This is a genomic window from Psychromonas sp. SP041, from assembly GCF_000470315.2.
GTDB lineage: Bacteria > Pseudomonadota > Gammaproteobacteria > Enterobacterales > Psychromonadaceae > Psychromonas.
In genome coordinates this window covers 112,700-137,288 of record NZ_CBRF02000007.1, presented here as the reverse complement: position 1 = coordinate 137,288, position 24,589 = coordinate 112,700, and the positions used below count along the sequence as shown (strand labels likewise).

At 36.9% G+C, this 24,589-nt stretch carries 24 protein-coding genes and 1 pseudogene; 9 read left to right on the top strand and 16 right to left on the bottom strand.

Going from position 1 to position 24,589, the window contains the following annotated elements:
* Together SP041_RS05955 and SP041_RS05950 are read right to left on the bottom strand one after the other, a co-directional pair.
* Entirely contained in the window at positions 1-1,002 is a 1,002-nt protein-coding gene (locus tag SP041_RS05955) for a Nit6803 family nitrilase (RefSeq protein ID WP_025565775.1), read from the bottom strand.
* A gap of 64 nt (positions 1,003-1,066) precedes the next feature.
* Positions 1,067-1,549, bottom strand: coding sequence for an MSMEG_0572/Sll0783 family nitrogen starvation response protein (locus tag SP041_RS05950; protein WP_025565776.1), 483 nt, complete (start codon positions 1,547-1,549; stop codon positions 1,067-1,069).
* A 458-nt stretch (positions 1,550-2,007) separates the two neighbouring features.
* On the opposite strand from SP041_RS05950, the gene SP041_RS05945 reads away from it, so the two are divergent.
* The 5 genes and pseudogenes from SP041_RS05945 (at position 2,008) to SP041_RS05930 (ending at position 6,425) form a co-directional block, all read left to right on the top strand.
* Positions 2,008-3,942: a sigma 54-interacting transcriptional regulator gene (locus SP041_RS05945; protein WP_025565777.1), complete on the top strand. Its 1,935-nt coding sequence runs from the start codon at positions 2,008-2,010 to the stop codon at positions 3,940-3,942.
* Positions 3,943-4,154: 212 nt separating this feature from the next.
* Positions 4,155-4,282: pseudogene (locus tag SP041_RS21165) on the top strand (IS3 family transposase); the annotation flags it as partial.
* A 509-nt stretch (positions 4,283-4,791) separates the two neighbouring features.
* Positions 4,792-5,421, top strand: a complete 630-nt coding sequence (locus SP041_RS05940) for an SGNH/GDSL hydrolase family protein (protein ID WP_137297452.1) — start codon at positions 4,792-4,794, stop codon at positions 5,419-5,421.
* 295 nt (positions 5,422-5,716) lie between these two features.
* Positions 5,717-5,938, top strand: coding sequence for a hypothetical protein (locus SP041_RS05935; protein WP_137297451.1), 222 nt, complete (start codon positions 5,717-5,719; stop codon positions 5,936-5,938).
* 1 nt (position 5,939) lies between these two features.
* Positions 5,940-6,425 carry a hypothetical protein gene (locus SP041_RS05930; RefSeq protein WP_137297450.1) on the top strand — a complete coding sequence of 162 codons (486 nt, stop codon included), beginning with the start codon at positions 5,940-5,942 and terminating at the stop codon, positions 6,423-6,425.
* A 451-nt stretch (positions 6,426-6,876) separates the two neighbouring features.
* On the opposite strand, the gene SP041_RS05925 is transcribed toward SP041_RS05930, so the two are convergent.
* From SP041_RS05925 to SP041_RS05915, 3 genes are all read right to left on the bottom strand, one after another.
* Positions 6,877-7,254 carry a DUF2237 domain-containing protein gene (locus SP041_RS05925; protein WP_025562485.1) on the bottom strand — a complete coding sequence of 126 codons (378 nt, stop codon included), beginning with the start codon at positions 7,252-7,254 and terminating at the stop codon, positions 6,877-6,879.
* A 156-nt stretch (positions 7,255-7,410) separates the two neighbouring features.
* Complete coding sequence (locus SP041_RS05920) at positions 7,411-7,731, bottom strand: hypothetical protein (protein ID WP_025562483.1); 321 nt, start codon at positions 7,729-7,731, stop codon at positions 7,411-7,413.
* A 229-nt stretch (positions 7,732-7,960) separates the two neighbouring features.
* Positions 7,961-9,103, bottom strand: a complete 1,143-nt coding sequence (locus SP041_RS05915) for a cytochrome P450 (protein ID WP_025562482.1) — start codon at positions 9,101-9,103, stop codon at positions 7,961-7,963.
* Between the two features lie 711 nt (positions 9,104-9,814).
* Here SP041_RS05915 and SP041_RS05910 point away from each other — a divergent pair.
* The gene (locus tag SP041_RS05910) at positions 9,815-10,645 is read left to right on the top strand and encodes a transglutaminase family protein (RefSeq protein ID WP_025562481.1); all 831 of its coding nucleotides are present in this window, start codon (positions 9,815-9,817) and stop codon (positions 10,643-10,645) included.
* Positions 10,646-11,070: 425 nt separating this feature from the next.
* Positions 11,071-11,676, top strand: coding sequence for an IS110 family transposase (locus SP041_RS05905; protein WP_025562480.1), 606 nt, complete (start codon positions 11,071-11,073; stop codon positions 11,674-11,676).
* Between the two features lie 390 nt (positions 11,677-12,066).
* Here the strand turns inward: SP041_RS05905 and SP041_RS05900 are convergent, their stop codons facing one another.
* From SP041_RS05900 to SP041_RS21015, 6 genes are all read right to left on the bottom strand, one after another.
* Positions 12,067-12,261 (bottom strand): hypothetical protein, encoded by a 195-nt coding sequence (locus SP041_RS05900; RefSeq protein ID WP_025564722.1) that lies wholly within the window; start codon positions 12,259-12,261, stop codon positions 12,067-12,069.
* Positions 12,262-12,340: 79 nt separating this feature from the next.
* Positions 12,341-12,628, bottom strand: coding sequence for a PAAR domain-containing protein (locus SP041_RS05895; RefSeq protein WP_025564723.1), 288 nt, complete (start codon positions 12,626-12,628; stop codon positions 12,341-12,343).
* Positions 12,629-12,688: 60 nt separating this feature from the next.
* Positions 12,689-13,486, bottom strand: coding sequence for a hypothetical protein (locus SP041_RS05890; RefSeq protein WP_025564724.1), 798 nt, complete (start codon positions 13,484-13,486; stop codon positions 12,689-12,691).
* Between the two features lie 40 nt (positions 13,487-13,526).
* Positions 13,527-15,077 carry a hypothetical protein gene (locus SP041_RS05885; RefSeq protein WP_025564725.1) on the bottom strand — a complete coding sequence of 517 codons (1,551 nt, stop codon included), beginning with the start codon at positions 15,075-15,077 and terminating at the stop codon, positions 13,527-13,529.
* A 259-nt stretch (positions 15,078-15,336) separates the two neighbouring features.
* A complete protein-coding gene (locus SP041_RS05880) occupies positions 15,337-16,140 on the bottom strand; it encodes a hypothetical protein (RefSeq protein ID WP_137297449.1) in 804 nt (267 codons plus the stop codon).
* 25 nt (positions 16,141-16,165) lie between these two features.
* Positions 16,166-16,330 carry a Type I secretion system protein TolC gene (locus tag SP041_RS21015; RefSeq protein ID WP_137297448.1) on the bottom strand — a complete coding sequence of 55 codons (165 nt, stop codon included), beginning with the start codon at positions 16,328-16,330 and terminating at the stop codon, positions 16,166-16,168.
* 158 nt (positions 16,331-16,488) lie between these two features.
* Between SP041_RS21015 and SP041_RS05870 the strand changes: the two genes are divergently transcribed.
* The gene (locus tag SP041_RS05870; RefSeq protein WP_137297447.1) at positions 16,489-17,517 is read left to right on the top strand and encodes an IS110 family transposase; all 1,029 of its coding nucleotides are present in this window, start codon (positions 16,489-16,491) and stop codon (positions 17,515-17,517) included.
* Between the two features lie 474 nt (positions 17,518-17,991).
* Here SP041_RS05870 and SP041_RS05865 read toward each other — a convergent pair whose 3' ends face one another.
* The 3 genes from SP041_RS05865 to SP041_RS05855 all read right to left on the bottom strand — a co-directional run bounded on the left by SP041_RS05865 (position 17,992) and on the right by SP041_RS05855 (position 20,408).
* Complete coding sequence (locus SP041_RS05865; RefSeq protein WP_025562479.1) at positions 17,992-18,366, bottom strand: hypothetical protein; 375 nt, start codon at positions 18,364-18,366, stop codon at positions 17,992-17,994.
* A 2-nt stretch (positions 18,367-18,368) separates the two neighbouring features.
* A complete protein-coding gene (locus SP041_RS05860; protein ID WP_037047672.1) occupies positions 18,369-19,331 on the bottom strand; it encodes a hypothetical protein in 963 nt (320 codons plus the stop codon).
* 426 nt (positions 19,332-19,757) lie between these two features.
* On the bottom strand, positions 19,758-20,408 hold the full coding sequence (locus SP041_RS05855) for a hypothetical protein (protein WP_025562477.1): 651 nt from the start codon (positions 20,406-20,408) through the stop codon (positions 19,758-19,760).
* Positions 20,409-20,862: 454 nt separating this feature from the next.
* Here SP041_RS05855 and SP041_RS20845 point away from each other — a divergent pair, with 454 nt between their 5' ends.
* Positions 20,863-21,024 (top strand): hypothetical protein, encoded by a 162-nt coding sequence (locus SP041_RS20845; protein WP_170968522.1) that lies wholly within the window; start codon positions 20,863-20,865, stop codon positions 21,022-21,024.
* Between the two features lie 119 nt (positions 21,025-21,143).
* Here SP041_RS20845 and SP041_RS05850 read toward each other — a convergent pair whose 3' ends face one another.
* Together SP041_RS05850 and SP041_RS05845 are read right to left on the bottom strand one after the other, a co-directional pair.
* The gene (locus SP041_RS05850; RefSeq protein ID WP_025562476.1) at positions 21,144-22,958 is read right to left on the bottom strand and encodes an ABC transporter transmembrane domain-containing protein; all 1,815 of its coding nucleotides are present in this window, start codon (positions 22,956-22,958) and stop codon (positions 21,144-21,146) included.
* 174 nt (positions 22,959-23,132) lie between these two features.
* Entirely contained in the window at positions 23,133-24,578 is a 1,446-nt protein-coding gene (locus SP041_RS05845; RefSeq protein WP_025562475.1) for an FAD-dependent oxidoreductase, read from the bottom strand.
* Positions 24,579-24,589: the final 11 nt, after the last annotated feature.

Below are 24,589 nucleotides of genomic sequence, written 5' to 3'. Positions count from 1 at the left end.
TTACAACTCCTCAGCAGTAATGGTTGGTGCGTCAGTCGGTTTTTTCTCTTGTTGAATACCTGACAATTGACTCATGTCGTGCATATGTGCAGTAGGAGTTTTATCAATCAGTAAACTTAATAGTTCTGGACGACTGTAATGCCCAACAGAATCCATCATGCGTTTACGTTTACTGATTAAGCTTAAATCTAATTCAGCAACACAAGCACCTTCACCTGAATCACTTCGTAATGTTTCACCGAGTAAACGGCCTTCTGGTGATACAATTGCGGTGAAGCTTCCGCCGCTAATGGCTTCAATTGGACAACCAGTATCATCTATTATTTGCTGCTGTTGTTCAGGGCTTAACCAACTAGTCGCATTTACCACAAAGCAACCGCTTTCTAGTGCGTGATGACGAATAGTGACTTCGATTTGCTCGGCAAATATTTCTCCTACTAATGAACCGGGAAACATGCTGACATGAATTTGCTCGTGATCAGCCATTAAGGCATAGCGTGCTAATGGGTTGTAATGTTCCCAACAGGCCAGTGATCCAATACGGCCTACTTTGGTATCTACCGCCGCTAAACCAGAGCCATCACCTTGCCCCCAAATCATGCGTTCATGATAGGTTGGCGTAATTTTTCGTCGATGCTGAACAAGCGTGCCGTCAGCATCAAATAATAACTGTGCGTTATAAAGTGTTTGGTTGTCCCGTTCATTAATACCAACCGATACAACCATGTTTGCGGCTTTGGCGGCTTCTGCAATTTGGTGTGTATAAATAGAAGGTACCTCAACACTTTCTTGCATTAATAAAAGGTGTTGCTTTCCCATTTGGTAGGGAGGTTGAACAAATGAAAAATAAGGATAATAAGGCACTAATGTTTCTGCAAAAACAACAAACTCAACGCCATCTTTACCAAGCTTGTGAATCCAATCGCATATCTTATTGACAGTACCTGCACATGAGTAAAGTACTGGACTACATTGAACCGCAGCGGCAATTATTTTTGTCATCGTTTGTGCCTTATTATCTTATTTTATTAATATTAATCAGAGCTTAGCTAAGTAGAGATACTGCTTAACTTGTCCAGGTATGAACAACAAATGCATTTTCTTTTGCCATTAATAGTTGTAAATCCATTACGTCTAAAGGATTAATTGGGCGTATACCTTCCATTAATGCTTTTTCTGTTTGGCCATATAATGCTTGAAGAGCAAAGCGACACGCGTAAACCTCACCACCTTCGTCCATGAACTGTTGAATTTGAGTGTTGTATGCCAAATTACCAGGGAAAGCTTCTGAACCTAATGTTGGAAATCCACGTTGCACGCCTAAAAGTACACCTGGTCCGTATAACAAAATTTTTGTTTCAAACCCTTTGCGTTGTAAACGCTTAGCTTGTAATAAATTCACTAAACCAATTGAGCCTTCAAATGCAACGGTATGAAATGTAATTAACGCTTTTGCACCTGGTTCAGCTTGTACATCTTCAAATACCTTTTCTTCGTAATCTACGAGAAAATCACCCGTTTTATGATGCTCTTTATCGACTTTTGGCATGTTTAAATCCTCTAAAGTTATTGTGTATCACGTGACTACAAAATTGTTAGTTCACTGACTCAGCTATAGCGAAAACTGTGCCAAAATGAAAATAAAAAAATTACCTTTAAATATCAATAACTAACAACCAATACCATTCGTTTTACTAAAAGCAATAATTACTCAATATTGTAGTTATTACGCAAATTAGTGTTTAATTACGAATTTGAGTAATACAAAGTGTTATTTGAATATAATGATCCGAGTGTTGTATTTTAAGTACTGTGTAGAAAATCGATTAAATATAAGCGAAGCACAAAAGCCTTTTATATAAGGGATCTGGTTGGGGGTGTTTTTATGAAACTGAATGGAAAGTTGAAATAATTACGATAATGAGTAACATTAGATGCATTGAAGCATGATGACCTACTCATTAATGTTAACAATATTAAAACTACTTCTTCGGTAAGGTTATCTTTATGGAACATCAATTAGATTCGAGCGACAACTGGAGCAAGTTGGCTTATTGGATGCGAAATGCGGCTTTTGAACATTGCCCTGAAGCATTGATGCTTTTAGATCCTATCGAAAACAAATACATTGATTGTAATGTAGCTGCGTCAGCTTTATTAGGTTATCCACGGCAAAAGCTTTTGATGATGCCTATTTCAAAAATACATGATAAAGACCTAGGTGAATTAATTGTTTTTACTGAAGAGGTATTAATTTATGGTCGTGCATCAAGTTCGAAAATACACTGTAAAAATTCCAAAGGCGACTATATTTCAGTAGAGTTACAAGCAGCTAGAACGGTTATTAATCAACGTGAATTAATTATTTTAAGCTTGAAAGACAGTAAGCTTGAAAAGCTAAAGTATGAAACCAAAGAAATAAACCGCATTTCTAGTAGTAGCTTATTAGAACTTAAACATTTAGAAAATATGTACCATCAACATAAGCTAGATAACGCATTAATGTTGTCGTCAGTAGGTGACGGACTTTATTGTGTTGATACCGAAGGCTTGTGTACCTTTATGAATCCAGCAGCAAAAAAATTATTGGGCCGTACAAGTGAAGAAGTATTAGGGCAAAATGTTCATTACATTCACCATCATACACATGATGATGGCAGCCATTACCATGTTGAAGACTGCCCTATCTATGCAGCCGTTAGAGATGGCGTTATCTATGAAGGTAAACAAGAGTTATTTTGGAAGCATGATGGCCCCCCTTTTCCTGTTGAATTTACCAGCACGCCTATTATTTCAGACGGTAAAATTATTGGCGCAGTGGTTGTTTTTCGAGATATTAGCGAACGCTTAAAAACAGAACAATATTTAAAAGACACCCTAGACGAATTAAATGAATTAAAAGCACGATTAGAAGATGAAAATGCTTATTTGCAGCAAGAGTTTTTAATCGAAAAGAATTTTTATGGCATTGTTGGTGAAAGCTCATCTATTAAACATGTAATGCAGCAAATTGACCTTGTTGCAAAAACCGATGCGAATGTGTTGGTTACTGGTGAGTCTGGCACCGGTAAAGAATTAATCGCAATGGCAATACATGAAGCCAGTAACCGTAAAGAAAAATCTTTAATACGCGTTAATTGTGCAGCTATTCCACACGAATTATTTGAGAGTGAGTTTTTTGGTCATATAAAGGGGGCTTATACTGGCGCAGTTCGTGACCGAATAGGCCGTTTTGAATTAGCTAATGGCGGTACTATATTTTTAGATGAAGTGGGTGAAATACCACTTAACTTACAAAGTAAATTGCTAAGAGTAATACAAGAAGGACAATTTGAACGAGTAGGCGAAGACTGTACTCGTATGGTTGACGTAAGAATAATTGCAGCGACTAATCGTGATTTAAAACAAGAGTCACTTAAAAATAATTTCAGAGAAGATTTATTTTTCCGATTGAATGTTTTTCCTATTCACTCGCCAGCACTTCGTGAACGAGCCGGTGATATTGCATTATTAGCAATGCACTTTTTACAACGTGAATCACAAAAATATGGAGCAACATTAGTTAAATTAAAGAAATCATCTTTAAAACAAATCGAAGAATATTTATGGCCAGGTAATATTAGAGAGTTACAAAATGTTATAGAAAGAGCAGTAATAACAGCCGTTAACGGTGTAGCAGAGTTAAATTTACCTAATGGTAATAATGCTACCCCTGACATATTTGAAGATTATACCCAACAAGATAGAACGATAATTTCAGATATAAAAATTCAGGAAATCGTTGAAAACAACATGCTAGCGGCATTAGAACAGTGCCATTGGAAAGTTTTTGGTGATGCTGGCGCGGCTAAACTATTAGGCATGAAACCAACAACGTTAGCTTCACGCATTAAACGTCTTGGTTTATCAAGAGATACGCATAAAAAATCATCTCACTTTTAGCCTGTGTGTTGGATGTAATTATCTAGCACCGCTACCCATTTTTTCACGATAAAACTGATATCGTGAAAGTGAAATTCATACACGATATCCATAACCGTCAGGCACTTCATAAGGCATTTTATCAACCTGAAAACATCTCCAAGCAGAAAATAGAATAAAGTAGACAAATATTAGCAACTCACATGCTATCACCTTCCCAACCTCGTTAAATTTTAGTGGTTGATACGAATATATCTTTGCCAACTAAACGAGTCATTCGGACGATTGATAGCATTATTGAGTGGCGTGACATCCTAAAGATATCCGCTCTGATAATGGCCCTGAATACATGATAGCAATCTAATACCAATGGAATTAAATAAGTGATCAGAGATTGCGCAGGAAAAATTAACACTAATAAGACGTGAGTTGTAGGAGATAGTTGCTCTCACTTCAAAACTCACAACGCAGTTAGGGGTGATTTTAACCTGCAAGAATGATCACCTTATTAATTCTTTTGGTATAAGTAACTATACCAATCACACTAATTAACTAATCTATTTTACTGGTTAAAATAACTTATTTCTTCGTTGTAAATTTCATAAAGGAAACAGCCATTAAAGAATTAACATCTTTTGATTAATTCTCCGATAGACGATTAACGAAGTTAATCTTCGAAAGGCTCAATTTACGCCTTACACTAAGTCATTTTTCCTGCGCAAAATTAATGGTTGAACATATGGCAGCTATAGCTGCTTAGTCGTTATGCACTTCAGACTTGAATCTGCCTAATTTTATCTTGATTGTTTTATTGTAAGTTATTGGATATTCTAAAATAAATTAATTAGTTTTATTAAAGGATATTGAACAATGAAAACCATTCTATGCTTTGGTGACTCCAACACTTGGGGATACTCTCCTTCTCTAGAACGACGTTATAACGAATCTGAACGATGGACTATGTTGCTGCAATCTCAATTACCTAATGAATATCGTATTATTGAAGAGGGATTGAATAGCCGTACCACAGTATTTGAAGACCCATTTGAAGCGGGTAAAAAAGGTCTCGAGTACATACTCCCCTGTTTAGGAAGCCATCACCCTGATTTGGTGATCATTATGTTGGGTACCAACGATTTAAAATCCAGATTTAATGTTACCGCGAGCGATATATCTAAGGGCGCCGCAAAGTTAGTTGAACTTGCTAAAAATTTCAATCCAGGCTTTATGAACCAAGCGCCTGAAGTGCTTTTAATTTCTCCAGCACATGTATTGGAACTAGATAATGGTAAAGAAGGCTGGGATGGTGCTCAAGCTAAATCCGAACAGTTTGCTTATTACTATGAGTTACGCGCGAAGGAATTAGGTTGTCACTTTTTAGACGCTGCTAAGTTTATAGAACCTTGTAAAAAAGAGGGAATACATTGGCCTCCTGGGGAGCATATAAAACTTGCCAATAAGTTGAGTCAATTGATTCCTACGATATTACCATTGGACTAATGAAAGTTAGGTCACCAACTTTAGCACTCTTAATTTGTAATTAACGCGTCTGCCCTCTTCGGAGCCTTTCGATATTTGATAACAGTGGTTTCGCCCTATCGGCGTCTCTACTTTATCATCCAAGTAATTAACTCATTTTAAACGACCCGTTTCGAATGTGCATCTATTCACTAGCCTCAACTAATCCAAACATCCTATTTAGCTTTACTAAAATGAACAAATAACTTGGGAAAGATCAGCTGTCCGTTTTGGAGTTGGGGGGCAACCTGGTGGATTAGAAGTTGGTCGTGTTGCAATGGGCTATGCAAGTGGACGAGCAAAAGATGGAATGACAATTATTAATATTAGTAATAACTCTGGCCAATATATTCTTAGATTCGTTACTCATAGTGGTAAATTAGTTGTTAATGGTAGGATAGTAGGAGTTAATCGGGTCTTAAATCATGAAGGAAATTGGAAACTTGTGGTTAAAGGGTTATTGAAACTTCTTGCACACGGTGTTAAACAAGGTATGTAAAATGACAGAGTTACCACAAATAGAATGGCAGGAAAAAAGTAATGTTGATGATGATTTTAAAACAAAAAAAACAATCGTTAAGTTACTTGAAGAACAAATTAAATTCAAATTATCAGACGATGAGCATTTCTATTTTATAGCGCCACAGCCTGCACGAAATGTATCATTACTTACGGAAAAATTTGAAGCATTAAAGTTGCTTAATATAAATATAGATAGAATCAAGATAGTTAATTATGGATATCAAAACAGAGGATGGGGAGTTATTTTTCAAGAAGCAGAGCTACTTGAGTTATTAATTCCATTGTTCTTTGAACACGGATCTGAATACTTAGCTATTACTGCAATCAAAGATACATTCTGGGATAATGATAAAAAATTATCATTAATACTTAACAGTATTATTTTTGGTGAAAATAATACTGTCGATAAAGATGAATATGCAGGGCTATATTTTGAGTGTGGTCGTCTAATTGAATTATTGTAGACACAACATAGGCCAGGAAACATAGAATATGACATCCCTATACTTTTACTCGCCTCATATTATTATTTTCATTGCTAGCAAATCAAAATAGTAACGGAAGTAGGTTTCTATTTAATGGTAAAGCGTGGAATTAAACAAAGAATGGTCGTTATACCCACTTTTTTAAGTATGAGAAATATGGCACTTGCCAATATGACTAGCAAATAAGGTTAACCGTTATGGCTATCCAGCTTTAATTAGTCAAATAAGCACGACGAACACCGCGTGAAATACAATAGTAATAAGGGGAATCTGATAACGAATATTGAAATTAGCGAGACTAGGTCATAACAACTACCTTTTAGTATGTAAAAAGCTACATGACTAAAAGGGAGAACTAAAAATATTAGTCTTCGAAGTTTATGGCTATCTACTACTTTTATCCCAATACTTTCAGCTTATTTTTAATACTCTAATTTAGATCCATTGCGTATTTTTTCAGTAATTCCATTGGCACAATTTCTAACGCTTTAATGTGGGTCCTCGTTAGATGAATTCTGGGTGCCATATTAGCCTTTTCTGCTTCTAACCACCGCGCAGCACATAAACACCAGCTGTTGCCCGGCTTTAAACCTTTAAAGCCATATTCAGGGATAGGAGTCGATAAGTCATTACCTCTAAACCTTGAATATTCTAAGAACTCTTTTGTTACGTTAATACAGACAGTATGCGAACCAACATCATCTTTATTCGTATTGCATTTTCCATCGCGGTAAAAGCCTGTGATTGGATCATCACAACACATTTCTAACGCTTCACCATACACATTTATCGATTCATCCATTTCCATCGTACAATACCTTTATTTTATCACTAGTGAGAAAGCTTACGCCCGCTTAAGCGGACAAACATCGTGGGTTTGAATGTGTAGAAATAGAAAGCAAAGCCACTGCTTTATTTACATTTCAGTTACCGTTTAAATTGCTTATATGCTTTAGCTATTACACTACCGAATATTCTGATTATTAGGCTGATATTTACTAATCCAATCCTGAGCCAGTGACTTCGCTGAATTTTCGCACTCAGTAACAAACCAACGATATACCACCACCTTATCAGTGGCGATTGTGTCAATCAAGGCGGCCAGCGTTTTCTCAAAACAGTTAGCCGATGCAACCCCGACATACATTACATCACTACTTTCATTTAACAAAACAAAAGCACCTTGCTCTTTAGGAGCTTGATCTAACTTTGACGGATAATCGAAGGCGTAGGTTGATTGCTTAGCAACGCGACTATCCTTTTTATCTTTATGACTAAATCTCATGTTTACCTCTCAACATTAATAAGTATGGAACGAATAAATATAGATCGAATAAATATAGAACGCTTTTATAGCGCCTACATTTGCTTTCAATATGGGAATAGAACGCTACGCCCAAAAGTGGATAAATACACGTACGTGCATGACAAATAACGAGGCGGTAGAATGACTCTATTGTCGAGAACATTATGCTGTGCGAAAGATATTCAACCCCACGATATGAACAGAACCATTAACTTAAGATCACAGGGACTCGATGGTATCCACCGACAGGTGCGACTTCTCGTTCAGGTGGTTGCTCATCGACAAAGCTAATGCTGTTGACTGATGAAAGCAGAGTTTGTAATGCGATCCTTAACTCCAAAGAAGCTAATAATTGCCCAGGGCAAGCATGTTTACCTATTCCGTAAACTAGGTTTTTATTCGCATTTTTAATGGGGTCAAATTGATTGTTATCAAACACCGCTTGGTCACGATTTGCTGACGTCCAATTCAGTTGTATTTTTGCACCTGCTGGAATATCCTGCCCACTAATATGTACAGGGCATTTTGTAACTCTTCGGTTAGAAACAAAAGGATTATCAATGCGTAATATTTCATTAATAATTGCTTCTACCTGTTTATTTGAAGATGTTTTTATTGTGGTAATAAACTCAGGGTGTTGGGCAATATGTGTCATAATAACACCAACACATAAAGCGATAGAGCCGAGATCTCCGCCAGTCCAATTACGTAATATAGAAACAATTTTTTGATCCGTTAATAACTCTCCATTCACTGTTTCTCGACAAAGTTGGGCAGTAATGTCGTCAGCAGTTCCATTTTGTTCAATACGACGAGATTGGATAATTTCACGTACAATATCATCAAACTCTTCTGCGACTTTGGCTGTCCATTCATGTTTACCTGAACGTGTTGCCGCATGGTTTTCTTTCATCCACGCTAATAAACGTGGTTCTAATTCTGCAGGCCAACCTAACCATTGGCATTGAGCACGAACCGCGAATACAGCACCAATATCATTAACGGCATCAATCACTTTACCTTTGGGTACTTGTGCAATCAACTCGCTAGCGACACGTTCAAAAACAGGAATAAAGGGTGTCAGTGCTTCATGCGTTAGATAACGATCGAGCACTTCCCGGTATTGAGTATGTTTTTCACCATCTAAACCATTCGGAATTTGTAAGTAACGAGAAACATGACTTGAAAAGCGTTCATGGTCCAACGCTGCTGCCATGACATTGTGGTGTTTTAATAAAACCCATTCACCGCTCGTATTTTTGACAATGGCATGTTTGGTTCTTAATTCATCGGTAAAAGCTCGAACATCGTTGCCTGCGAGAGATAAGTCGATTGGCAATTTTTCAGTCATAACACTTCCTATGAGAAAATATAACTTAAGGGAATCGAGATAGGTAAATATGACGTCATTATTCATGTAGTCATGAATACACATCCTCTTTATCTCGTCACTTTTCAGAAAATGGCTAAGAGTAAACCTATTGATTTAGCTGATAAACAGGCTAGTGATTAAAACACTTTTGAATAGTAAAAGGGCTTTGTATTCTTTGTTATACATAACTAATCGGTCTTTTATTGATCAGAATCAACGTTGTGTTTTTACGTACTTTTGGGGGTGAATAGGGAGTGCACAATACCAATGGGGTCGCGTTTCGTCTTTTGTCTTTTAGTGTTTATGACTGTCCATTACTTACACATTACCTATACGGCTATCCAGTACTTATTCGATAAGGTGTATCAGATAATGATACTTGTAATTCGCGAGATTGAGCCATAAAAAATCACCTCCTAAATGCAGGAATAAGCATTTTTAAAAGATAGTTTAACTATTCAAATAGATGGTTGCCCGCTACTTATCAATACTTAGCGAGTCAACATTTATAGAGTTTAGTGTGCTTAATTCATTGATATCGACAATGGATTTAATTTGATAGAGTAAATATTGGGTGCTCATTGTTTTGTAAGATATAGGAGAACCAATAAGGCAAAATTTAATTATAAAGGAAGCTTTATCAGTCTTTTTCTTCATTTCGTTATTATCAGCCATTAAAGGTTATTTATTATGTATTTTGTAAAAATCTTATCAGAGCTTATTTATACGGTCGATGCTACATCAAGTTTTGTTTTTAATATTGCAGCGGCTAATACGGTGCATCAACAAACAATAGAAGAAAACCTGACTATATCACCAACGATTGACAGTGAATGGTTTCAACTTAACGACTTTGGTTGTCGTGGGCTTCGCCTAAAAGTAGAACCCTGTGAATTAAGTATCCAATATAGCGCCACGGTACAATTATCTCCTGATATTGAACAGGATAAGTATATAAATGAAGTTGAGCATAAAAGCTTACCAACCTCTGTCCTCCCTTTTTTAAACCCAAGCCGGTATTGTGAGTCAGACCGTCTAGGACGCCTTGCTTGGAAAGAGTTTGGTCAATTACCAAGTGGCTACTCCCGAGTCGTCGAAATTTGCAACTGGGTAAATAATCATATTGATTATGTTGCGGGTAGTACCGATGCATCTTCAAGCGCTTGTGATGTACTTATTCAACGAGCAGGTGTGTGTCGTGATTTTGCACATGTGAGTATCGCTCTATGTCGTGCTTTAGGTATTCCTGCTCGTTATGTATCGGGTTATGCCGTTGGTTTAAAGCCACCTGATTTCCATGGATTTTTCGAAGCCTATTTAGGGGATCGCTGGTATCTTTTTGACGCCACTCAAATGGCACCCTTAAGTGGACTAGTCAGAATAGGCATTGGACTTGATGCCGCAACCACGTCATTTGCTAATATTGTCGGTCAGGCGAAAATGCAGTTTATTAAAGTAGAGGCTACATCTGCAGATTCCGATTTCCCCTATAATAACGGTTCTCCTGTTTCAACGGCTTAGGCTATTAGGTTTATGGAAAATCAAAAATCTATAAACGTTTAACTTAATACTATTTCGTTATTTATCAAAACGGTAACGAAATTAGTTAATCATTTAATTTAATAATAGAGTTGTACAGCCAATAATTTAAACCATCAAAAACAAAACTATTTCTGTTATTAACATTGGGTGTTCTGTACTTTTTTCTTTTATTGTTTTTGGGGACGATTACTGTTCATTTGGGCAATTAAGTTCTTATCAGCTGAGATTTCGCCCTATTTGCGACATCCTTTCTTAACGCACCAACTCATGCAGCAAACGTCCTGTTTGCTGCTGAAAGTCATTTATCGCTTCAGAAAGCTTTACGGTGGGGAAGTTGTAACCATATCCAACATCGTTTTTCTTGGGGGTTTGATGTCGTATTTTAAAAAGGCAAAAAACAAGACTTGACCCTATTTTATCCTTTTATCTTCCCAGTAGGCCATAAGGGATTTAATGAAAAACTCATTGATTTATGCTCAGATGAATCATTATCAGCGACATTGAGATGGTTAGTTAACGATGTTTATAGCGAATACGCATTGTTAAATAATCGTATTAAAACAATTGAAAAGAAATTAAAGTCAGAAATAGAGCGACATCCTTTAGGTAAGATTGTACTAAGCATACCTGGTATCGGTTATCTCAATGCCTCTGCTTTTATTGCCTCAATCGGTAACGGGCAAGCCTTTGCTAGTGCGAAAGATTTTGCAGTGTGGTTAGGTCTTACACCGAAACAATTTGCCTCTGGTAATAAGAGTATCATGACAGGCATCAGTAAGCGTGGTGATGGATATTTACGAAAAATGCTTATTCATGGTGCGCGTGCCGTCGTTAATACTGCCGGTAAAAAGCAAGATGCGTTAAACCAATGGGTTTGCCAATTAAGAGAGCGAAAAAGCTTCAATTGTACAGCCGTTGCTACTGCACATAAATTGGCTCGCATTATGTGGACATTGCTTCAAAAACACAGTTATTACACGCCACAAATAGCAAAAGAAATAACACAATGATTCACCCGTTTTACTATCTAGCGAAACCTGCTCTGGACAAAGGCCATGAGCCTGAATGGCTGTTTAGGTCGCTAGAGAGTGCTTAATTAAAAAGTATTAACTTCTCTAACCGTCGCTTTAAGATGAAAAGAAAAGGCTCACGCCAACCAGAACGAAACCAGCAAAGGACACGAACTTATAGTTCGCTTGGTTGATTTTTTATCATTGGTATTCTGGTTCGCAACTCATCAGGAGCATGGTATTTATCCATAGCTCGAATATATGTCAGAACGGTTTATTCAATAAACCCATTGAGTCAGTCATCACAAGCGAGTTAATGAGAAGGTATTTAAGATTATAAAGCATGACGAACATGGAACTATTTTCGTGTTCTCTATCAACTCGTCTTGACTACGAGAGAGCGTCCATATATGTCCAGATCTTTTTTCTTGGTTGAGTCTCAGCAAAGAAAGGGTGATTTTTCTTAGCAAGTAAACGCGCACAAGCTAATAACTGTAATCGGTTTTTATCAACGTTACTTTTGTATGCATAATCGGCGTTAATAAATTGCTCGCGCTGCGCAAGCAATTCAGTTAATAAGCTCATTGAAAGCACGTCCAAACAACAGGCGTACAACAGACAAAGTTACCTTGACAAGTGTCAGTAAGAATAATCATTATTTAGTTTAACCCACCAAGACAGTTGGATTACCTTCCATGATTTTACCACCATGAACGGTAGCATCACCTAAACGCGCGATGCCTTTACCATTAACAGTGACAGTGGCTGAGCCTGCAGCAATTGCATCAGGGGGTCCTTCACACACACATTTATCACCAATTAATGCCACTGGTAAACCGCCAATGAATACATTAGCCGCACCTGCAACAATAGGCCCACCCACGTGTGGTTTTTTAGCCGTTTTGTTGGGGCACATGTGATAACTTGAAATAGTTGCTGCTGGTTTACCCATTATTCTTCCTGTAAGTACTACATAAAGAGTACATTATAAATAAATTTAAACTTAGATATTTTAGGTATATGCAGGTACATCATCAAGTTCAGCATTTGGAAGCTTGTTTATGATAAAGGTTTTAACTTCTTCAAAATTATTAGAAGTACACTGTATAATTACACCTTTAGAGCCATCTTTACTTAAAACATCAATTATTTTTCGTTTGTTGCTAATATTAATATAAGATAATTTTTTTTCTTCAGGTAAATTGGGCTTATTCCAAAATGATGGAATATAATCGGCGCGTTCGCCTTCATCAGCAGGAAAACGCACAAAAGATAAAAAAACAGCACCTGCAGCCCCTGCTAATAATAGCGGGTCAATGACAAGTGCCATTATTATTAAGGGAATGGACACAAAGCGAAGAAAGTACATTAATTTAGCTGGGTCTTGTTTACGGTAACGAAACTTAGGGTAGCGTTTTAACACATCCCTTAAAATACCTGACTCCGTTATTTTATATACAACATGGTAATATTGAGTGCGTGAAATATACCAAAAGAGGCTGTAAGCAAAAACAATAAAAACACCAAAAAAAACAAATATACCGTTATCTTCCCAGGGGCTTCTATTATGATTAATAGAATTATAGATGGAATATAGAAAACAAAGTAAATAAGGCACACACATAATACTTAAAGCTTTTAAATGTAATTTAATAGGCCCTTCTTCGAACATAAAAGCATAAGGAACCTCCCATTGAAATATTGCAGGTTCATCTTCTAGCTTTTCTCTGTCTTCAACGGTGTACCTTCCCTTTTCTAAACCTACTTGGCTATATTGAATGTAATCTGGTCGTTGTATTAAATGGGACATTATATATTTACCTATATTAATTCTTTTATCTAATTATTGATTAACTATGATTGTTGGAGATTGGGATCAGATTCATACTAATAGGTCCCGGCCCTTCTGGAAAGGGTACCTTTGTTTCAGTCAATACTTTCCCAGTTAAATTCATCTTAACTTCATATACTCGAGATTTATGACTACTCAATTGTTGTAATTTAATTAAAAGTTTACTGTTATTTTTCTCAAAAGGTAAGCCAAATAAATACAAGCCAGAATTCTCTGAACTACTTCCACCAGGAATGGGTTCAGAGAAAGATTGAGGAAAACCATTTTCTTGAATTGACTCATATTGTGATTTGGTTAAATAACGAGGAAAACTATTAATAATTTTTCTATTAAGGACAAATTTTTCATTATTAAATTCTGCTATATCAATTAACCAATCATCACCAGGAAGATATAAGATTAACCAAGTTCCCGTTGTATCCATCTTAAAATCTTCAGGTTGTGTATTCTTGTCTATTGTATCAGGTGCACTTAATACGATGAGGGATTTTGCGTAAACACTTGGCACTAATAAAACATCTTGTAATTTTTGTAACTCTAATAAAGGAGCGTTTACCCAGTTACTATTAGGTTTTTTACCAAACCGACAGTTATTCAGCCATAAGTCTATATCCGTACGAGAATAATAAAGTAAAGCGAGAGTAACCGCCAAATAAACAATCCCGGCAATCGCTAAAACAGGACCTGCCCAAGCGAAACCAGCAAAAACTCTAAAATACAATAATCCCTGATACACGCCACCTAGCAGCATAACTCCAACAGAGGCTGCTTTAATAGTGGTTAAACCATATTCAATGTTATTTAAACGTTGTTTATTTGAGCCAGTCAATTTATGATATAAAGGAACAACTTCAAGCGCAGTTGCAATTACAGTAAATACACCTAGTACTCCAATAAATAATCGAAAACTCTTTATCAATTTATAAAGCGCTGCACCCGTTGTTTTTCCATAAGCTACTTTAGCTTCAGCTAGTGAAAGTCTTAATAATATTTTATCTCCCTCACGCAGTTCAGCAGTTACTTTATAGAATCCTCTCCCTTTATTGATACTTTCATTTTCAGTAACCATCTTAATAAGGTTGTCTTCAGCGCTAGAAAAAAGCCCTGTAATAGATTGAGCTAAATAAGCCATATTTGATACATAAGCGTAGGTTTTTTTGGCTGAATCAGGATTTTTTTTAAAATCAAAACTCAATTCATTTGGAATTTCAGTTTCTGCAACATTCCAAAGGTTTAAAACAACTCCGCCCCACACAATACCGGTTTTCACTACCTCTCCGGTTTTATTTAACAAATGATTTATTTGCTCAACTTGTTTAACGCGATGCGTTGACATTATATCATCACTATTTAACAAAATAACCCAAGGTTTATTCGCTTTTAACTTTAATAATTCTGCATTTGCCTTCTTTGCTGCGGCAGGATTTTTAACTTTGCTGTAATGTAATGCTTTTTCGTAGTCTTCTATCCATTGCTTATAATCATTTAAGTAATTTGGATTCGTTTTTAATCCTGTAGAATGAAGCGGATCAACAAATGAGTTAATCAAAGCACTACTAATTAGTAAGCGACTAGAAGCAGACTTGCCTGGTATTTCACTATAAAGTGAGGGAAAATGCGGACATCCATCGACTTAAACCATCAAACATAATCCTATTTCCATTATTAAAACGGTAATCTAAAAACTTTTGATAGTAGAAAATCATAAATTAAGAGAAGTTTTACGCAAATAATGACTTTTTCAGGTATGACTGATGTTAGCCGCTGCTAATAATGTGTTTATTTTGTTTTAAATAAAAATACGCGACTTAATGCAGTCGTAATTGATTTTTACTGGCTATCCAACGTTTGCCTGTGTTACCTGCATAAGCAGCTAATGCTTCTAAAGAGCCCACCGCTCCGTGATAATCTTTTCCAAAACTACTAGCTAGTGATAACCAAGTATCATTATCTAAACCAAGAGTGGAGAGTATTCTTGGACGTTGGCTTGAAATAGCCCCCCGTTTATCTTCTCGAATAATACGGCCACTCCAATCGACAAGCTCGATGTAATCTAATAGTGAAAATGGAATACCCTGCGTATCATTTTGAATTTCATCACCAATAAAGCCAAACAGTGGTTTCTTATCATATAAATCTGACGGTTTTTCTTGTGGTTGAGCAACACCAGCTTTTTTGCAAGGTAATAGGCGCTCATAAGCGGAGGTATATTCTGATGTTTCAACGCTAGCTGCCATTTTGGCGCGAATTGGATTTAGGTCGACATAAGCCATGCAGGTTAATAGTGCATCTTCATCCAATAAAGCTTGAGACTTAAAACGTCCTTCCCAGAAACGCCCTGAACATTCATCTTCTTTATTCGCTTTTCGCGCAATGAATTCATTTAAACAGCGCATAAACCATGAAATATCAGCTAATCGCCCTCTCCATCCATTAATAATGGTTAATGCGGCTTTATTTTCGGCTTCTGAGGTGGTTTGTTCGTTTTGCCAACGCTCAACTAATACAGGTGTCGAATAGAGCTGACACCAACGCTCACAAACTTCTTCATGCGTTAGGCTTTCATTATGTTGCTCATCTATGTGCAATACGAGATGATAATGGTTGGACATGATAGCGTAAGCGCAGATATCAATATTAAAGGTAATGCATTCGCTCAACAACCCACTGGCGGCGATGTTCAAAGGATTTTTCGGTGTATTTATCTTCACCACATAAGTAAGCTCTACGAACACAACGTGAAATACAGTGGTAATAAGGTGTATCAGATAATGATACTTGTGATTGGCGAGATTGAGTCATAATAAACTACCTCCTAAATGCAAAAACACGCATTTATAAAAGATAGTTTAACGATGGCAATTATTCAAATAGATGGGTGATGAGATGGACGCTCCCCAATACGGCGTCAATGCGCCAAACTAATGTAATATCAATAGTTAACTTAAGGAGCGTCCATCATGAAACTTAGCACAATATCAATTGACCTAGCAAAGCATGTTTTTCAAGTAATGGGATTTACTAACACAGGTAAAACGTTATTCAATAAGCGTCTAAACAGACAACAATTGATTGAATTTATGCAGATGCAAATTAAATGTCGTGTGGTGATGGAGGCTTGTTATTCATCTCATTATTGGGGTCGTACCTTTGAGTCTATGGGGCATAATGTTGGTTTAATACCGGCTCAACATGTCACTCCTTTTGTACGTGGTAATAAGAATGACAGTAACGATACACTCGCTATTTTTGAAGCCTCTTGCCGTCCATTTATTCGTTTTGTTCCTATTAAAACCATGGCACAACAAGAAGCATTAATACTGCATCGTTTACGTGAAAGATTATTGGGCACTCGAATAGCAACAAGTAATCAGTTACGCGGCGTACTCACTGATTTTGGTATTATCTTCCCAGTAGGCCATAAGGGATTTAATGAAAAACTCATTGATTTATGCTCAGATGAATCATTATCAGAGACATTGAGATGGTTAGTTAACGATGTTTATAGTGAATACGCACTGTTAAATAATCGAATTAAAGAAATTGAAAAGAAATTAAAGTCAGAAATAGAGCGACATCCTTTAGGTAAGGTTGTACTAAGCATACCTGGTATCGGTTATCTCAATGCCTCTGCTTTTATTGCCTCAATCGGTAACGGGCAAGCCTTTGCTAGTGCGAAAGATTTTGCAGTGTGGTTAGGTCTTGCACCGAAACAATTTGCCTCTGGTAATAAAAGCATCATGACTGGCATCAGTAAACGAGGTGACCAGTATTTACGAACATTATTAATTCATGGTGCGCGTGCGATGATTAACCATGCAGGTAAAAAGCAAGATGCATTAAACCAATGGGTTTGCCAATTAAGAGAACGAAAAAGCTTCAATTGCACCGCGGTTGCCACGGCACATAAGCTAGCACGCATTATGTGGACGTTGCTTCAAAAAAACAGTTATTACACGCCACAAATAGCAAAAGAAATAACACAATGATTAACCCGTTTTACTCTCTAGCGAAACTTGTTGTGGACAAAGGCCATGAGCCTGAATGGGTGTTTAGGTCGCTAGAGAGTGCTTAATTAAAAAGTATTAACTTCTCTCTAACCGTCGCTTTAAGATGAAAAGAAAAGGCTCACGCCAACCAGAACGAAACCAGCAAAGGACACGAACTTATAGTTCGCTTGGTTGATTTTTTATCATTGGTATTCTGGTTCGCAATTCATCAGGAGCATGGTATTTATCCATAGCTCGAATATATGTCAGAACGGTTTATTCAATAAACCCATTGAGTCAGTCATCACAAGCGAGTTAATGAGAAGGTATTTAAGATTATAAAGCATGACGAACATGAAACTATTTTCGTGTTCTGTATTAACTCGTCTTGACTACGAGAGAGCGTCCATATATGTCCAGATCTTTGTTGTTAAAAGGTAAAAAAACAAGACTTGACCCTACTTTTACGCCTTATTATGAAAAAACGCCTATGTACTTTAAAAGTATCAGAAATATCATCATGCTACCCGATACTAGCCATAACCAAAAAAATACTATTCCTAAAAAGCGATCCAGCTTATTGGTGTATTCAAGTACTACACTTGAATTAGCATACATAAAAGATAAAGGGCTATTCTCAAATTTTTTACTCCATGAGATCGGAAGAGCCAATGCTTTAGCCACATTTAAAATATCCCACCCACTTGCCAACTCACTTCCAAGTGCGTCTTTGGTTTTTGCATTTTTTCTAAGTTTTCGCACTGTGATTTGACCAAAAATAACATAAAAAATTAACGCAAAAAAACCAACAACCGCAGAAACAGCTAATAATTGTGAAAATAAACTCATATCTAATTCACTAATGTCATTAAAGAGTCATACCACTCACCACTATTACTTTTAAACTCACTGTTAACTGCAATAGAAGTTATAGCAGCGGCACCTGCAACAGCTAAGCCACCAACAACAAGTCCCATCCAACCAACTGGTGTTGCAAAAATCAAAATTGCTAACCCTGCATCTACCACCAAAGATCCTGCTACAGCACTAGCAGCAAAACTACTCGATTCAATGAACATTTCTCGTTCCCAATTTCCACCTGCTTTATAGCTATTGTTAATATTTCCTACACGGCTACCAAAATCAATAACAGCAAGACCGTTGCCTAAGAATTTTGCGTGTTTAGCAAATTTAACAACATTGTCGGCTTGAACAGGGTTAACTAAGTCTAATTTAGCAATACTTCTACTGCTTCTCGCAATATCAGTACCTCTCTTAAAGCTGGTCATTGGAGTACCGCGACTAGACTTAACTTGGGATGTTACCACTTTAACTTCTTGTTTAAAGCTACTCTGCATTTTATCAAAAGCCATTTTTGCTTTTTGTTTGGCAGCCATTTTAGATGGCAATTTTGCTGTTGCTGCTTGGCGGTATTCCATTAAAGCCGATTGATAATTTTTTACTGAACCAACAAAACCACCCATCCTATTAGCGTATACACTGGTTGATGCCCCCATTAATCCGACATTGTATTCTTGTAATTGAGAAGAAATAGCAGAAAGTGCAACAAGGTTATCCCCGCCAAAAGATAAGGATAAACTCGTAAGATTTTTTGTAATTGCAGGCTTAGATAGTTTTGCTAGTGTTGTAGTACTAATAGATGAATTACCACTTTTTAATAAATAAGGTTTATTAGCGATAATCATATCAGGATTAGGGCACGTAATAGATGAAGCTAGCTCAATCCCAATACCACACTCATTTCTAAATGTACTTGCACTAAAGGTGCGATTACATAAAATTATTTCGCTCATTTTCAATCCCTTTAAAGATAAATATAACAATAACTTAGTACTTAGTACTTAGTACTTAACTTCAATCGAACAACCATCATTATTTAATCAAGCAATTACAAATTCAGACACTTTAGTTGATATATTTTAGATTATCAATGTCTTTGTTTAGTGTTTCTTTGATGATTTGGTGGAAATATTAGAAAGCTTTCACAAAGGCTTAACGAGGCTGTAGAATTTCTCATTTTCAGCCTGTTTATTTTAAATAAAAATGACAGTAGTTTATATTTACTTGAGATTAAACAGATTATTTTTTTTATTAACTAATTGATTAAATTGAGTCATAAATGGGATTAGAGGAATAAATATGAGGGATTTATTGAGTTAAGGGCTTAGCCCTTGCGTTAATAATGTTTGGGTTTCTCCTACTTTGTTCTGGCTACCCGATTAAGCATTTGTTTGGTTATATGCTCGAATAAAGCTCTTAATACCTAAATCTAAGCTCTCAAAATATTCCTTAATTACCTTTAAGTAGCACGTAATGAAAAGTGATTTAATGTCTATTCGGTCACCTTCAAGTGCTTTTATTTGCTCTCTAGGAAACTTTGTAAGTTTCACATGGTATTTTTCCGAACAAACACCTGAATTATGGACTATTTCGTTACGAACTCGATAACAATCGACTAATTTAGAACAATCGCTAACACCTAATACTTTATCCAGATATTCCATGCACTGCTGAACCTTGGATTTGTTCCTAGCTAATTTAAAATCAGTTTTTGATACTGGATCCAATTTTATGCACAATTCATATAAAGAGTATTCGACGAATGAAGACAATGTTACAACTATCGACTGATTATGTATTATCGATGGAATGATAGTTTCTTCAATTAATTCTGAGTAATATGTTTGGCCAAGATCATTTTTCTCATCACCTTCTAAGTAAGCTAAATCATTTGCATACTTGTCATCAATATCCACCGTGCTGTTAACCCAAAGGTCTTCAATTAAGCTATTGTATTTTTCAATCCTCGACAACTCTCGATTCACAGAATGGCAGTAAGTAACAAGTCCATTGGAGAAGAAGTCTATCATTCGTAAAATTCCTATTATTGAATGCTAAAATGCCTAACGAGGCTGCAGAATTTCTCATTTCCAGTCTGTTTATTTAAATAAAAACGACAGTAGCCTACATTTTATTGAGATTAAATAGATTATTTTGTTTTTATTAACTAATTGATTAAATTGAGTCATAAATGGTATTAAAAGGTTAAACATGCTGAATTTATTGGATTAAGGGTTTAGCCCTTACATTAAGAAATACCAATGGGGCCACATCTTATCTTTTGCTTTTATTAAGTTGAAATACAGTCGTAGCAACAAATTACTGGAGAAAAACCTCAAACTAGCGACCAACATAATTCTGCCACAACAAACTAACCTAATATGTTCCACAGCATATAATCACTATTTATTGGTTTTTCGAATGCAATAACGCTGTATTATATGCACAGCGAGTAGATAGATTATTAATAGAAATCGAGGTTTTATGAACATAATAAAAAAAGCATGGAAAACCTACTGCGATTGGTTAGATGAAATGGGGTTAACGCCTGAAAATAAACGTTGCTGTGTCCCACTTGATGAACGAGCACAAAAAGCACTTCGTGGTGAACAAGCATCAGACACCTCAACCGATAATAAAAAATAGAGAGTAAAAGGCAGATAACCTTAGTGATTATTGCGAGCAGCCTCTGCAAATAGTCCTTATAAATAATGCTGTCTTACTTTCTCATTTAAAGCTTTCGTTAAAGCTTTCAATCACCCCCATTATTGACTCGTATTGTTTTTATCAAACTGTAAGTCACATAATTTTTTATATAATGGTGAACTGGTTAATAACGAATGATGATCACCCGTGTCAACGATTCTACCTTTATCCATGACCACAATTAAGTCTGCATCGATCACGGTGGATAAGCGATGTGCAATAATCAAGGTGGTTCTATCTTGCATTAACTCATTCAATGCAGATTGCACATGGTGTTCACTTTGAGCATCTAACGCGCTGGTTGCTTCATCTAATAATAAAACATTTGGATCTTTTAAAATCGCTCTTGCAATGGCAATGCGTTGTTTTTGCCCTCCCGATAATCGTACGCCCTGCTCGCCTAAGAAACTCGCGTAACCTTGCGGTAATTGATGAATAAACTGATCGGCATGCGCGCGTTTTGCAACGTCGATGACTTGCGCATCGGTCGCCTGTGGGTTGCCGTAACGTATGTTGTGCCAAACGTCTGAGCTAAATAAAATCGGTTGTTGTGGCACCATACCCATGGCTTCACGTAAATCAGTTAATGCCAGTTGGGTAATATCCGTGTCATTAAACTTTATGTGGCCTTGCTGCGGGTCATAAAACCGTTGTAACAATTCAAAGAGTGTTGTTTTCCCTGCACCGGAAGGCCCCACTAACGCGACGGTTTTTCCCGCTGGGATCATTAAATTAATATCCTGTAGCGCAGGAATATCTGGTCGTGACGGGTAGGAGAAATTGACCTGTTCAAAAGTAATCGCCGATGTGGATTGTGCTTTCATCACACTCGGTTGGTTAGGTTGTTTTATATCACTTTCTACTTTTAATAAGTCGAGTAAACGGGTTGCTGAACCAGCTGCTCGTTGAAGCTCTCCATAAACCTCTGCGATGGTGGCCACCGACGTTGCCACTATAATGGCGTAAAAAACAAAGGCGCCTAATTCACCACCGGTCATTTTACCTGAAAGCACATCCATTCCACCAATCCACAACATGCTGCTAATGGCCGCGAAAGTGAGGAAAATGACAATAGCAATCAAAAATGAACGTTGCTTTACTCTGCGCTTTGCCACTACAAAAGCTTTCTCAACTTCTTCACCAAAAGCGATTTGCTCTCTGACTTCATGCGTATAACTTTGCACGACTTTAATGTTTTGAATGATCTCGCCAGCATAGGTGCCAATATCGGCAATGGCACCCTGTGACGTTTCAGCTAACGCCCTGACTTTTCGGCCGTAAATGAGCATCGGTATTAATATAAAAGGCACGGCGACGATCACCACTAAAGACAGCTTTAAGTTGGTGACAAATAACATGACCAACCCACCAATCAACAGAAAAAAACTGCGTAACGACATTGAAAATGAAGAGCCGATAATAGACTGTAATAACGCAGTGTCAGTGGTTAAGCGTGACATGAGTTCGCCACTTCTGTTTTCTTCAAAATAACTTGGATGCAAAGTGACAATGCGATTAAATACTGCCTTTCTAATATCAGCGCTCACTCGTTCACCTAACCACGACATTAAATAAAAGCGACTAAACGTCCCCACCGCTAATAAACCGACGAGAAAAACCAAGCCTAAAATAGTCGCTTGTAACTGTTGCGCTGAGCCTGCAATAAACCCATTGTCGATAACCGATTTAACTGCTTGCCCCAAAGACAAGTTAATAGCGGCCGTCACTAATAAAGCAAGCAGAGCCAAAGAAAGCATTAATTTATAAGGTTTTATAAAGGAGAATATAGGTAATAAACTATTGAAGGCTTTAAGCTTGTCTTTTGGATTAGATTTGTTTTCTAGATAGGCGTCATCAGCAGAAGTATTATTCACAATATACTCAATATGTTAGGAGGTGATCGTATCATTAACTAAAAATTAGGCGTTGAGCGTTAATAATGGTGCCGAGAGAGGGATAATTCAAGGATAGGAATGGAGAAACAAAAAATCCTATGACCTGTGAGTCATAGGATTTGCTTTTGATTACATCATTTAAGGTTTAATTTTTTATGACTGCTTAATATTACGATAAGCTAATGCTATCGGGTAGCCACGTTGTTGTGTGTAAAGCTCAGAGCGTTCAGTAATTGCTTGGTCGCTGATAGAGTGTGTAATTGGAAATAAACGAGCACCAATGGCACTCTTATCAACAAAACCAATTTCAAATAGCTTCTCCATCAAGGCATCAGCACAGGTTAATACTGAAGAGGCTTTTACTATTTCACAACGCGCGTAGTTATTGTTTTCAAAAGAAACACCCGCTGCACGTAAATTAGCATCTTCACCGGGGATCTGCTGAGCACCAAATAATGGTTTACCCGTCACCGTCGCTTCTTTAAAGGCCGGAATATAACGAGACAAATGTGCAATGGCACGTTGACCTCGCGTGGTTATTTCTTGATTCAACCAACCAACATCAATTTTACGTAACAATTCAGGTGCTAACTTCGGTTGTGAGCTATTTTCAGCATTGGCGACTAAGCCATTTTCAAACAAAGTTATTTCATCTGTCATGCCATGCAATTGCACTAGGTTATCTGCATAAGGCGTAAACTGCGCCATGCCTTCTGGTGTACCACGAACGCCATGAAAGATAACTTCAGGCCACAATCCTTCTGTACCTTGCCATTGCGTCACATAAGCGGCTTTAAACTCAACTAATCGTTGGCGGTAAAAACCTGCTAAGTCATCAATTTCACCGGTTTTAAAACCAGCAGCATTGATCAAATAATCAAACTCATGTGTACTCATTACGCCATTTTCTTCACTGGTGACAGACCATTTTTGTTGTTTATCTTGGTCTATTTTAGTCACTTTATTATTTAAATGTATTTGGCATAATTCATTTTTTTCTAACGAAAGTGCTGCAGTCGCTCCTAAGCGAAATACATTCCAACCAAATTCTTGGACTAATACCACAGGAAATTTAAGCAGTGATAAATCAACATGTTTGGCAAATGGAATCATCCATTGTTCAGCCGTTTCAGGCACTTTTTTCTCATCTAATAAAGCCAGCGCTTGTAACTCTTCTAGCTCAAATAAACGATAATAGTCAGTTGGATCACCTAACACTTGATTATTTATGTCATGTTCAATGAGTTTTTGATATTCATTTTGCAATAACGTTAAACGCGGTAATAAATCTAATGGTTGCCCGGCATCCTGTTGAGGAATAGCAACCACTGTTGGTCGATAATCCACTGAATCTGGATAGAGACGTAATGCTTCAATAGACTCTTTTAATAACGTAATACATTGCTTATCAGGAATCTCACGATACAAATTCCCACCAGCATGTAGATGACAAATAGGTGGACCGTTAACTAAACTCGTCCCCTTTTCAAACAAGTCGACTTGTAAGCCTATTTCACTTAAACACAATGCAATGGAAGCACCTGCTATACCACCACCGATAATCGCAATTTTTTTATCTGACATTTCATTCGTAGTCATTATAAAACCAT

Bases quoted from the DNA above. Each gene is read 5' to 3' on its own strand.
- SP041_RS05955 (WP_025565775.1), bottom strand. From the start codon at position 1,002: ATGACAAAAATAATTGCCGCTGCGGTTCAATGTAGTCCAGTACTTTAC.
- SP041_RS05950 (WP_025565776.1), bottom strand. From the start codon at position 1,549: ATGCCAAAAGTCGATAAAGAGCATCATAAAACGGGTGATTTTCTCGTA.
- SP041_RS05945 (WP_025565777.1), top strand. From the start codon at position 2,008: ATGGAACATCAATTAGATTCGAGCGACAACTGGAGCAAGTTGGCTTAT.
- SP041_RS05940 (WP_137297452.1), top strand. From the start codon at position 4,792: ATGAAAACCATTCTATGCTTTGGTGACTCCAACACTTGGGGATACTCT.
- SP041_RS05935 (WP_137297451.1), top strand. From the start codon at position 5,717: ATGGGCTATGCAAGTGGACGAGCAAAAGATGGAATGACAATTATTAAT.
- SP041_RS05930 (WP_137297450.1), top strand. From the start codon at position 5,940: ATGACAGAGTTACCACAAATAGAATGGCAGGAAAAAAGTAATGTTGAT.
- SP041_RS05925 (WP_025562485.1), bottom strand. From the start codon at position 7,254: ATGGAAATGGATGAATCGATAAATGTGTATGGTGAAGCGTTAGAAATG.
- SP041_RS05920 (WP_025562483.1), bottom strand. From the start codon at position 7,731: ATGAGATTTAGTCATAAAGATAAAAAGGATAGTCGCGTTGCTAAGCAA.
- SP041_RS05915 (WP_025562482.1), bottom strand. From the start codon at position 9,103: ATGACTGAAAAATTGCCAATCGACTTATCTCTCGCAGGCAACGATGTT.
- SP041_RS05910 (WP_025562481.1), top strand. From the start codon at position 9,815: ATGTATTTTGTAAAAATCTTATCAGAGCTTATTTATACGGTCGATGCT.
- SP041_RS05900 (WP_025564722.1), bottom strand. From the start codon at position 12,261: ATGAGCTTATTAACTGAATTGCTTGCGCAGCGCGAGCAATTTATTAAC.
- SP041_RS05895 (WP_025564723.1), bottom strand. From the start codon at position 12,628: ATGGGTAAACCAGCAGCAACTATTTCAAGTTATCACATGTGCCCCAAC.
- SP041_RS05890 (WP_025564724.1), bottom strand. From the start codon at position 13,486: ATGTCCCATTTAATACAACGACCAGATTACATTCAATATAGCCAAGTA.
- SP041_RS05880 (WP_137297449.1), bottom strand. From the start codon at position 16,140: ATGTCCAACCATTATCATCTCGTATTGCACATAGATGAGCAACATAAT.
- SP041_RS21015 (WP_137297448.1), bottom strand. From the start codon at position 16,330: ATGACTCAATCTCGCCAATCACAAGTATCATTATCTGATACACCTTAT.
- SP041_RS05870 (WP_137297447.1), top strand. From the start codon at position 16,489: ATGAAACTTAGCACAATATCAATTGACCTAGCAAAGCATGTTTTTCAA.
- SP041_RS05865 (WP_025562479.1), bottom strand. From the start codon at position 18,366: ATGAGTTTATTTTCACAATTATTAGCTGTTTCTGCGGTTGTTGGTTTT.
- SP041_RS05860 (WP_037047672.1), bottom strand. From the start codon at position 19,331: ATGAGCGAAATAATTTTATGTAATCGCACCTTTAGTGCAAGTACATTT.
- SP041_RS05855 (WP_025562477.1), bottom strand. From the start codon at position 20,408: ATGATAGACTTCTTCTCCAATGGACTTGTTACTTACTGCCATTCTGTG.
- SP041_RS20845 (WP_170968522.1), top strand. From the start codon at position 20,863: ATGAACATAATAAAAAAAGCATGGAAAACCTACTGCGATTGGTTAGAT.
- SP041_RS05845 (WP_025562475.1), bottom strand. From the start codon at position 24,578: ATGACTACGAATGAAATGTCAGATAAAAAAATTGCGATTATCGGTGGT.